At 40.1% G+C, this 10,005-nt stretch carries 11 protein-coding genes and 1 pseudogene; 6 read left to right on the forward strand and 6 right to left on the reverse strand.

Annotated elements, in window-relative coordinates:
* Together F8N00_RS12545 and F8N00_RS12550 are read left to right on the forward strand one after the other, a co-directional pair.
* Nucleotides 1-602: MFS transporter (locus F8N00_RS12545; protein WP_421018330.1), on the forward strand; the 602-nt coding region annotated here is incomplete at its 5' end.
* A gap of 17 nt (nt 603-619) precedes the next feature.
* The gene (locus F8N00_RS12550) at nt 620-997 is read left to right on the forward strand and encodes a VOC family protein (RefSeq protein ID WP_421018331.1); all 378 of its coding nucleotides are present in this window, start codon (nt 620-622) and stop codon (nt 995-997) included.
* A 505-nt stretch (nt 998-1,502) separates the two neighbouring features.
* Here the strand turns inward: F8N00_RS12550 and F8N00_RS12555 are convergent.
* On the reverse strand, nt 1,503-2,114 hold the full coding sequence (locus F8N00_RS12555) for a DUF3885 domain-containing protein (RefSeq protein WP_421018332.1): 612 nt from the start codon (nt 2,112-2,114) through the stop codon (nt 1,503-1,505).
* 77 nt (nt 2,115-2,191) lie between these two features.
* Here F8N00_RS12555 and F8N00_RS12560 point away from each other — a divergent pair, with 77 nt between their 5' ends.
* Both F8N00_RS12560 and F8N00_RS12565 read left to right on the forward strand, forming a co-directional pair.
* Nucleotides 2,192-2,659: a GNAT family N-acetyltransferase gene (locus F8N00_RS12560; RefSeq protein WP_421018333.1), complete on the forward strand. Its 468-nt coding sequence runs from the start codon at nt 2,192-2,194 to the stop codon at nt 2,657-2,659.
* Nucleotides 2,660-2,728: 69 nt separating this feature from the next.
* Nucleotides 2,729-3,406, forward strand: coding sequence for a hypothetical protein (locus F8N00_RS12565; protein WP_421018334.1), 678 nt, complete (start codon nt 2,729-2,731; stop codon nt 3,404-3,406).
* Between the two features lie 22 nt (nt 3,407-3,428).
* Here F8N00_RS12565 and F8N00_RS12570 read toward each other — a convergent pair whose 3' ends face one another.
* Nucleotides 3,429-3,713 (reverse strand): DUF3784 domain-containing protein, encoded by a 285-nt coding sequence (locus F8N00_RS12570; RefSeq protein ID WP_058713271.1) that lies wholly within the window; start codon nt 3,711-3,713, stop codon nt 3,429-3,431.
* A 680-nt stretch (nt 3,714-4,393) separates the two neighbouring features.
* Nucleotides 4,394-4,894 carry a hypothetical protein gene (locus F8N00_RS12575; RefSeq protein ID WP_421018335.1) on the reverse strand — a complete coding sequence of 167 codons (501 nt, stop codon included), beginning with the start codon at nt 4,892-4,894 and terminating at the stop codon, nt 4,394-4,396.
* 628 nt (nt 4,895-5,522) lie between these two features.
* On the opposite strand from F8N00_RS12575, the gene F8N00_RS12580 reads away from it, so the two are divergent.
* The gene (locus F8N00_RS12580; RefSeq protein ID WP_035397490.1) at nt 5,523-5,765 is read left to right on the forward strand and encodes a hypothetical protein; all 243 of its coding nucleotides are present in this window, start codon (nt 5,523-5,525) and stop codon (nt 5,763-5,765) included.
* Nucleotides 5,766-6,037: 272 nt separating this feature from the next.
* On the opposite strand, the gene F8N00_RS12585 is transcribed toward F8N00_RS12580, so the two are convergent.
* Nucleotides 6,038-7,015, reverse strand: coding sequence for a DUF2268 domain-containing protein (locus tag F8N00_RS12585; protein ID WP_421018336.1), 978 nt, complete (start codon nt 7,013-7,015; stop codon nt 6,038-6,040).
* Nucleotides 7,016-7,205: 190 nt separating this feature from the next.
* Between F8N00_RS12585 and F8N00_RS12590 the strand changes: the two genes are divergently transcribed.
* Entirely contained in the window at nt 7,206-7,415 is a 210-nt protein-coding gene (locus tag F8N00_RS12590) for a hypothetical protein (RefSeq protein WP_421018337.1), read from the forward strand.
* A 723-nt stretch (nt 7,416-8,138) separates the two neighbouring features.
* Here F8N00_RS12590 and F8N00_RS12595 read toward each other — a convergent pair.
* Together F8N00_RS12595 and F8N00_RS12600 are read right to left on the reverse strand one after the other, a co-directional pair.
* Nucleotides 8,139-8,867 carry a GntR family transcriptional regulator gene (locus F8N00_RS12595; protein ID WP_323679404.1) on the reverse strand — a complete coding sequence of 243 codons (729 nt, stop codon included), beginning with the start codon at nt 8,865-8,867 and terminating at the stop codon, nt 8,139-8,141.
* Nucleotides 8,868-8,949: 82 nt separating this feature from the next.
* Nucleotides 8,950-9,987 (reverse strand): annotated as a pseudogene (locus F8N00_RS12600) (glycoside hydrolase family 1 protein); the annotation flags it as partial.
* Between the last annotated feature and the right edge of the window lie 18 nt (nt 9,988-10,005).

Below are 10,005 nucleotides of genomic sequence, written 5' to 3' on the forward strand. Positions count from 1 at the left end.
GGGTTCAGACCGTGAATACGTCGTCCGGAAAACCACGAGGATTGATAGCCGCTCTCGCAGCGTTTTGCTTTTATTGTGGGGTTGAAGCGGTCGTCGGGCTGTGGGGCAGTAGTTATCTTGTCCAAGTCCGGTCCTTTTCCGTAACATCAGCAGCGACGTGGATTTCCGTCTATTACGGAAGCATCACCGCGGGGCGATTCATCAGTGGTTTTCTATCGCTACGCTGGTCGAATCGTCGTTTGATTCGTGTCGGTCAATGGACGGCATTCGTCGGAGCCGCCTGTTTCATCCTCGCACCCGCTGCCTGGATGCCGCTTGGTTTCGTACTTGTCGGGCTTGGTCTCGCACCGATTTACCCAGCAATGCTCCATGAGACGCCGGTACGGTTCGGAGAAGCTGCGGCGCAACGGCTGATGGGGGTACAAATGGCATTCGCCTATACCGGTAGTACCTTCATGCCGCCATTGTTCGGATGGCTGGCGACGTCCTATTCCTTATCGTTGTTCCATTGGTTTACGATCAGTCTCATCTTCTTGATGCTGGTCGCTACGGAAGGCTTGAACCGGATGTTATTCAGACAGCGATTGGCAAAAGCGTCTTGAAAAAAGGAGGAATGGAGATGAAGATTAAACATATCGCCCTCTTTGTGGCAGACCTGGACGGGATGCGTCAATTCTACGAAACACATTTTGATGCTACGGCAGGCGAGCGGTATCATAATCCGGCGAAAGGGTTCACATCGTATTTCCTGACGTTCTCGAGTGGTGCGCGCCTTGAGTTGATGCAACGGACGGATATCACGGAACGGACGATGAATGCGCTCGGGTATGCCCACCTCGCCTTCTCGCTTGGCAGCAAACAAGCGGTCGACGACTGGACGGCTCGGTTACGGGACGCCGGTATACAACACCTTGACGGTCCCCGGACGACGGGTGACGGGTATTATGAAAGTACGATCGCAGACCCGGAAGGTAATGTGATTGAGTTGACGGTCTAATGATGAAACGAAACAATCCCTCATTCTGATTAGAGTGAGGGATTGTTTGTTGATCGATGACTGTTCAATTGTTTTCTGCTTGTTGGTATGTCCCGTGACGAGCAGTTGTCTGACACGTATTTCATTCAGGTTATCTTTAAGCGACGATTACAAAACTCTTTCGCTGTAAACATTTGTAATGATATGCTAAAAAAGAACCAAATTATGACTATACGTATTCATTTAAGAGGAGGCAGTTTATGCGAAAGCACCTAGGATGGATCTCAATCGGTATTGTGGTTTTTACTTTCCTTACTGTTAAGCTCTTACCGTTCAATGGCTTTTGGGGAACGAACTATATGTTAGCTGGACTATTGCTTGCGCTAGTGTGCGCCATCATAAGTCTAAGAAATACGGGGAAAATCCTTGCGTTAACATTGCTCACTTCTCTATTGGTGCTTTTTATTTTTTCAGTGATTGGCTTCTTGGCACTAGCTTAAGTATTTCTAGAAGCGATTACATTCGATTAGCTGATATCATTACGATATTTCTTCTTGAACACGTCATACGTTGCTGAATCACCGAACAGTAGGAAACAACCGCGATCATCATAGATATTCATGACGATCTTTTGATTCACGTTCACGAAAAAGACTTCCGGATAGTCTGTATATGTTTGACGAAATCTTGGTTGCAGCGTCGGGAAATCCTGATGGCAGATCGCTTTGATTAAACGCTTATAATCTAATGCGTTTTTGTTCGGTAATAACACGGCATATTCGGATACCTGCTCTTCTTCATCCATCATTTTCTCTACGAACTTTATGTTGTATTGATCTTCTCTTCTTTTTAAGTGACGGAATACTTTCGTCGCTGACTTTTGATACTTACCGCGCTCACTTCTCACATGCACGATGAAGTAAAGGGACTCCTCTTCTCGGAATAGATCTTCAAACAGTTCGTTCGATTTTTGATATGCCTGTTTGAAGTATTCGTCGTTGATTTCATCTGAATTTTTCTTTAACTGATACAGGTCCTTTACTAAGTCTACGTGGAATACTAAATCCTTCTCGACAAAGGAACGATTAAATAAGTTTACCTTCCCAAAATAGTGTTGCAAGTATTGTTCGAAGTTCATTCCAAAGCTCCTTTATTCTGATGAGGACAGATTGATTTAACGATCGATACAACCAGTCTAGAATGGAGGATGAAAAGATGATCATTGATACATTATCGAATCATACTGAACAATTAGAAGTAGTTGCCACAATGATTCATACCGAATTCGTTCAAAAGAAAAAAGGAACGACACCCTATGAACAAATAAAAGCCTTTTTGGACAAAAAATCAGATGAGTCGTATCCTGTGACGTTGATTGCCTTAGATGATGTCACGTGTATCGGAACCGTCTCTCTCTTTGAAAATGACTTGAAGGAACGACCAGCCTATACGCCTTGGCTCGCTTCTTTATTCGTTGAAAAAGTCTATCGGAATCAAGGGATCGCGCAGCAACTGATCAATCAATTAATCGTTTACGCGAAGTCTCGACAGATCACAACAATCTATTTAAAAACAGAAAACGCTTCAGCATATTATAAAAAATTAGGATGGACTTTAGTTGAGGCGATTGAGACGACGAATTCACCCATGTATATTTTCGCTTATAATATTGATGACGCTTAATACGTTCTAGTGAGCGACAACAGCACTATTAAAGCTTTACTCTTATGAGATAACAGAAAGGACGTTTTTATGAATCTCGAAATTAAAAGCTATCTTGAAATTCCGCCTGAAAAAGAAGAGCATGATGTGAATCAAACTTATCCAGGATTCGTAGAGATGACCTATACGATCGACAACGATATCTTTAACTATGCTTTTGGTCGAGCTGGCGGCTATCCTGCTGGAAAAGTCTTCTTTTGTATAGAGGGCATCCCTCTCCCTTTTAACGCACACGTGAGCGAGCTATTCCAATTTTGGCATGCGTTAATAAAAAGTGTGACCACGAATGATTTGCATGACATCGAAAAGTTCGATTGGTCACTTCCATATGAAAACGAAGAAATTTCTAACCAGTTCATGATTCGATTTTTCTATCGAAAAAAAAGAGTAGAATTTCATTATCAAAATCAACTCTTGGCTACTTTTTCACTAGAGACCTATAAAAAAGCAGTCCTGCATGGGTTTTTAGATTTCATGTGGCATACGAATCTGGAGTTTGAGACGATCGTGTATGATTCGCTTGGTGAGGAGATTAATTACGCAGCGATGCGAGAAGATACAGGAGACGATTTATACACATGTCGCTACATCTTCTTACAATTCATGAGAGAACTTTATCGTCAAAAAAATGATATACAGACGTTGATTGACTTCGATTTTAAGATTAGTCGCCCTTTCTCTAAATTACATTATGATTTAAACGACTAAGGACATACTGACTTAGACGAACTTACAGTTCTTTTTTAAATCGATTCTTCGTATTCGTATAGACGCCTGCAAAAATTATAAAAAACACGAGTAGAACGAAGCCTACTATGAATAAAAACGAATATCCAGATATCTCACTGAATGCGATCAATAATAGACTAAAGCTAATCCCATACATGATCTTCCCCATGAATTTACACAGGGCGACTTCGTCATAAGTTTCCTTTTTACTTTCTGACATCGTATTATATCCTGTAAGCAATGAGGCACCCTTTCCAATTGATAAAACGATCGCAAACACTAGCATGGGGATTAAAATCACGACATACACGATGGAATCGTTCAAGGTCGTTCGCTCCTTTCTCCTGTTTTAATAGATATCATGTTATTTATCCATTTACGTTCTATAAGCAGTCTGCGTTTCATAAAATATCATAAGTACACTACCACAGTAATATGTTGATTTAGTACATGACCGAAAGAACAATCGTATGTTGAAACTCTTAATCGTACCCATTATCTGTATCTCTTTATTGATTCTATCTGCGTGTAAGGAATAACACTCAAGCGATCAAGTAAGAGCAAAGACCGCAGAGCTCAACTAAGATAGTGAGCTGAACATCGTTCTACTATATGATTCCTACCAAAAATGCTTTAGCGCTAGAGATCGATTCCTTTTGAGTCAGAACCGCATGTAAAGCTTTCATCCTCAGTACTTCTGGTTAGCGTGTCCACTTTGTTCGATTATCAAGTGTAGAGAATACTCCTATGCGATATTTTGTCCTTCAACTATTCAAGGGCGTGACTGAAAACTCGAAGAGCGAGGCGATTGACTTAATTCCATCCTCACCCATCGTGACGAAAATGATGTATTGTTTTTGACATATCAAAATCTAGATGTAGCTATAGCAAAAGCTCTCCCAAAAAGTAGACAGTTGAAATATCAAAACTGTCTACTTTTTTGGGGGGATTACCATTCTTATTCCATCAAGACCATTTTTCTTCAGCATCCATCCAACAATTGTTTTTTAAATCAAGAGAGTCATCACTATCGTGTATCGTAAAGTACGATGGAAGATCTAGTGACGCTCCACCAGCTTTTTCCCAGCACAATCTGAACCATTGTGCAAAAACGCTTTGTTCTTGTGGAATTAACTTTTCTTCATTTTGCTCATGAAACTCAAAAAAAACCTCGAGTTGACTGTCGTTCATTTGATGATATTCGACTTCTTGTAATACATCTTCGCTCCCAGCAAAAACAGTTGAATCGTTTCCTTCGTAAAATACTTCATTTGCTTCTTTATCCATTGAGAACATGATGACCGAAAGTTCAAATCTAGTCGGTTCAATGAATGCTGTGAAGTCCAGTACTTCGATGTCCTTAGAGAACGGATAAGAAAAGATTTTCTGGAGTTGGTCCTCCACTAAACCTGACTGCTTTTCAAGATGGATCTTAATTGAATCAATATAGTTTTCGACTGTAAACATGATAAGTACCTCCAAGCATGAATCTATCAATTTATGTTGTTAATTCGTCAGCATTGCTTAATGTTTTCATCGTGTTTCTCTTGAAGTCGTCTCTCTAGAACGAATACGTATATTACAGCAACCAATACTCCAATTATTCCCGGCAAAACAGCAACGATGGGATCCTTCAAATATGCGAATGGAATTACATACGTCAACAACATCTTGATCCCATATGAAACCAACACGGACGTCAGTAAAACTAAAGTTATAGTCCGCTTTTCGATATTCCCAAAAAATTGATGTCTTTGTTTCTCTACTTTATGTATACCGAGCCAAGATAACATCTTCAAATCTCCTTTATTCATAGCTAATAGTTGACAATCATCACTCTACCATACGACCTTCTATTTGTATTAAAAAGTAAGTTTACTTTAATGATTTTCACCAAAAATGCTTATCAATATAAAAAAACTAACCTAATCAAAATTTACGATACGTATAAGAGGATGATTCATAGTTATCATTAAGTATGTGAGATAGGATGACAGACGTTTAGAAGAGAGACGTACACCTTTAATTGTTTGAATAACATCCCATTTTTTGTATACTGATAATGGAATTTATACAAATAAAAGGGGGTCTTCTCTTGAGAGCAAAACTTGGCTGGATTTCTATCGGATTAATGGTTCTTACTTTCTTGGTACTTTTTACATTCCCGATTAATGGATTTTGGGGCGACGCCATCCTCATTGGTGGTCTGGTCCTTGCTTTATTAGCTGCTATCTTTAGTAATCGAGGTATAGGCAAAATGTTAGCTTTTATTTTAATGATAGTTCTTTTAATTTTATTTGTACTATCTGTCTTGAATTTTTTAGGGATTTTCGCATAAAATCGGGTCGTTCGAATTGGATAACGAATGTCTAAGCTCTTACAAAGATGTGACTGTCTAAATAGAACGCTCCCTCAGAGTATATGTAAGAGAGAAAACATTCTTATATCCAATAGATCGTCACGCTGTCACTTCAGCATAACTTTATCTGAGAGTATGCTCTTCACATTCTCTATTATATCTTCGGTTGCTTTTGGCGTTTTGACCTTCTAGATTGAAAGTATTTACTTTTTCGCTTCAAACGTCAGTGTTTTTTATGCACCTTCTCCTCTTTACTCAAGAATCAATTTAAACTTTCCTTCATGAATGACATCTGAAACTGGTGTTAATGAAAACTCTTGCAGTGTCTGCTCAGATTTTTTTTGTCGGAAATCTGACATTAACTCCGTTCCTAAACTGTAAACAGTCAATCGAGGGACATCCTTCGCTTCACTTCCAGTGCTAAGTTCTTCGTAGCTTAAGGAGTTGTTCTTAACCTGTTCGAGTATCTTCTTTTTATCGTTGAAAGCCATCTTTTCTGTTTCTATAGGGGGCGCTTTAGGATAAAGTTCCTTCGCAAACACCTCCGCTTTACCTTCGAATATGAGATAGTCGATGGAACTTGGTTGTCTGATTTCAGGATGTTCGTTCACTACGGAATGATTATACTCATGCGCAACAACGTACTCCAGTATCTCATGCGTATACTCTTCACCTAACATAATCACCATACTACCATCGCTCATCGTAAAACCAATCAGCCCGCTCGTCGCCTTTGCGGCGTATCGATGCTCTTCCGATAAGGGTAGCATCAGGATAATCTTATCTTTACTAGGAAGGTGGTCAGCTGATTTTCGGAGTGCCTCATGAACAGCTTTCATATTTTCTTTCTCTTCATGCATCAAACGTTTCGTCAATCTTTTTAAATCGTTCAAATAGGAAGTGGCGGAAAACACGTCATTGAACCCCTTGAAATCAAGAAAGATATCCTGCTCTTTCTGAATGCGATCCAGTTCCCGACGGACAGTTTTATCGAAGATTCGCTGTAGGTCCTCGTCCGTGACGTTTGTGTCCTTCATCTTTTTCTGAACTTTTGTGAAGTAGTCGATATAGGCTGGGTACAATGTAATGATTTTTGCATGCTGGTCTTTTGCTAGTTCAACTTCTCGAATAGTGGACTTGGGTTTCTCAGTCGACTGCGTCGGTTGGGATGTACATCCTGATACACAACAAATGAGTATTGATAAAAAGAACGCTAGACGTATTTTCAAAATTATTTACCACCTTATTGTTGAAATGATTGTATCGTATAATGCTTATAAAATAATTATATAGATTTATTTTCCATCTATCCATAAAAAAGTAAGTTTCAGTTTGTTCATAGACCATTTTTAAGAACCTATAACGTTATCTACGTATACATTTGTTTTTCTAAAATTCTCATCGTTTGGAGTGTTAAACATGTCAGTTGGATGGAGTGGTACGATTCAAGATTTTTTACAGATCGATCAACATCAGTTTTCGCAAGCCTTACAGCATTCCATTCCAAATGATGCCTATCGTATCAATTTGACGAGAGATCGAGATGGATCAATTATTTATATTTTTGAAAAACCTGAGTTAGAAGAAACATGGCATACACTTAAACACGTGTTACGTATTGAAAACTAATATAACGTTCATCAAAAAAGTCTACATCTTGTACAGATGCAGACTTTTTTGATGAAATTTAGATGCCCATCAGTTTATTCCTTTCGTATAAAATTATCTTAATAAATTCGTCTGAATCGAAAAGAAATTTCCTTTTGCATCAATTTTTATCTATTAATTCCTAATTATACGTACTACCATCTATTCCGCGATGAATGCGAGCATGACAGTTCGGACTAATTGCTGCGACATGTTGGTCACCATCCGAAATTTTATACATGTGACGCACTTCAAGTGATGATCTGGAACTCGCTTCAAATAGTTCAGATCGTCCATATACTTCGCATATTCCTGCCGCTCTCTTTCATGCATATACTTTAATCGCTTCTGATCGTTTTTTTGACCTTTATTTGTTTGACTTGAAATCGACTCATCTCTTGTCGACGTATCTTAAAGAGCCATATTTTTAAATTTTCAAGCGAATCTTCAATTATTACACTACTCTTCAAATGACGTTCCGACTCGAACTGACCATGCTTCATAATCGTAGCTGATCCAAGAACAAATTGGATGATCTCCCGTGAATGACCGTCACGATTGAGCACTTGTTTCAGTTCATATCCATTAACGTTAGCTGATCATCAAATCGATATAAACCATTTTGTTCCTGATGAAAAAGTAACATATCTTTTAAATGATTGACATGATCACGTATCGCTTTAATCTCAAACAGATTAAATCTTATCATCTGCCGATATGGACAGACGTAAAGACGAACTTATCATAACGATGGCGTGAAAACGAATACTCGAACGGTTTTCCGTTACCAAGGAATACGACTTGCTCTACTTCGATGACAGGATCGGTCTCCTCGTTCCCGAGATATTCATGATCCCATTGATTCGGCTTGTCTGCCCGAATCATCTTATGCGAGCTCGTGATCGTATAACCGAGTTCTTCTTGGATATACCGGTAAATCGAACTATCAAGAACTTCTCGCGTCACTCCGGTAATTAATGAAGACGGCATAAACGTGTGTTCGATCACGTATGGTTCGTCGTCAACATATCGAACACGCCGTATCTCATAAACGGGATCGGTCTTCTCGATCATCAGATGGCGTGCGACCTCGGCTTCCGGAAAACGAACCTCGAACTGAAGAACTTCACTTCTGACAGCCCGCTCTCCGAGCAGCTTTGTCAACCCTTGTGACTCTTTGTTTAATACATTGATTCTTCCTTGGGAAAAGCTTGACGGTAAAATGAACGTCCCTTGTCCTCGTTGTCGATAGATGATCCCCTCGAGTACGAGGATTTCTAGAGCACGTTTCATGGTCATCCGGCTGACCTCAAACTCTTCTGCTAGTTGAATCTCGTCTGGCATCGCTTCTTCCACATTGTATCCGCCATTCAGAATCCGTTCTCGTAATTCATCTGCAATTTTTTCATACTTTGGTTTCTTTTTATTAGACATGACAACACCCCATGTATAGACATATACATATAATATAACAAAAAATAAGGATCAGGGCTAGATATACCCCGATCCTTTCTTCTTATCCTTCGAATCCATTTTCTTCGATGAGATGCTTGAACCAGTAACCACTCTTTTTTACTGTACGCGTTTGATTCGTCAAATCGACACCGACGAAACCATATCGGTTCTTATAGGCATTACTCCACGACCAATTGTCCATGAACGTCCAAAGGTGATATCCTTTGACGTTCGATCCCTCCTCTAATGCGTGATGCACCCATTTCAAATGTTCCGCGATGAAGTCAATCCGGTAATCATCCTGGATACTACCGTCCGTGTCTCGGTAGCGTTCTTCTCCTTCCACTCCCATCCCGTTTTCTGAAATGAAGCACTCGATGTTTCCATAATTCTCACGTAAGTTCGTCAGGATGTCATACACACCCTTTTCGTAAATTTCCCAACCACGATGTCGATTCATCTTGCGTCCCGGCATTTCATAATAATCGAAAAGATGCTCTGGCATGAACGGTGCTTTCGGATTCGGAAGATGTTCTTTTACTTTGATACGTCTCGGCTGATAGTAGTTGATGCCGAGGATATCAACAGTGTACGTCTCGATTTTTTTTCGGTCCGTTTCACCCATCGCCGGGAGGGCATCCTGCTCTTTTAACAGTTCGATTAATTCAGCAGGGAAAGTACCTAAAACGGACGGATCGAGGAAAGAACGATTGAACAAGATGTCCGCTAGATACGCTGCTTGTCGATCCGCTTCATTTTGACTTCTTGGATAAGAGGGAGTCAGGTTGAGAATAATACCGATTTTTCCTGTTTGTCGTGTATCTCTGTATGCTTCGATCGCAAGGGCACTCGATAGAATCGAATGATAGGCGACCTGGACCGCTCGTTTAAAGTCTACGACGTTCGGATAATGAAAATCGTACAAGTACCCTCCCTCGACCGGGACGATTGGTTCGTTATGGGTGAACCATTTGCCGACACGGTCTCCGAACAGTTCAAAGCAGGTTTTGGCATACGCAACATAATGCATCACGACTTCCCTGCTCTCCCATCCTCCCTTTTCTTGTAAGGCAAGCGGCATATCAAAATGATATAAATCTGTCTCTTATACACATCT

The organism is Exiguobacterium sp. A1_3_1, assembly GCF_048985645.1.
GTDB classification, from domain to species: domain Bacteria; phylum Bacillota; class Bacilli; order Exiguobacteriales; family Exiguobacteriaceae; genus Exiguobacterium_A; species Exiguobacterium_A indicum.

What these genes read in the sequence shown, in the direction of transcription:
- F8N00_RS12550 (WP_421018331.1), top strand. Translation starts at nt 620, where the DNA reads ATGAAGATTAAACATATCGCCCTCTTTGTGGCAGACCTGGACGGGATG.
- F8N00_RS12555 (WP_421018332.1), bottom strand. Translation starts at nt 2,114, where the DNA reads ATGAACTTCGAACAATACTTGCAACACTATTTTGGGAAGGTAAACTTA.
- F8N00_RS12560 (WP_421018333.1), top strand. Translation starts at nt 2,192, where the DNA reads ATGATCATTGATACATTATCGAATCATACTGAACAATTAGAAGTAGTT.
- F8N00_RS12565 (WP_421018334.1), top strand. Translation starts at nt 2,729, where the DNA reads ATGAATCTCGAAATTAAAAGCTATCTTGAAATTCCGCCTGAAAAAGAA.
- F8N00_RS12570 (WP_058713271.1), bottom strand. Translation starts at nt 3,713, where the DNA reads ATGCTAGTGTTTGCGATCGTTTTATCAATTGGAAAGGGTGCCTCATTG.
- F8N00_RS12575 (WP_421018335.1), bottom strand. Translation starts at nt 4,894, where the DNA reads ATGTTTACAGTCGAAAACTATATTGATTCAATTAAGATCCATCTTGAA.
- F8N00_RS12590 (WP_421018337.1), top strand. Translation starts at nt 7,206, where the DNA reads ATGTCAGTTGGATGGAGTGGTACGATTCAAGATTTTTTACAGATCGAT.
- F8N00_RS12595 (WP_323679404.1), bottom strand. Translation starts at nt 8,867, where the DNA reads ATGTCTAATAAAAAGAAACCAAAGTATGAAAAAATTGCAGATGAATTA.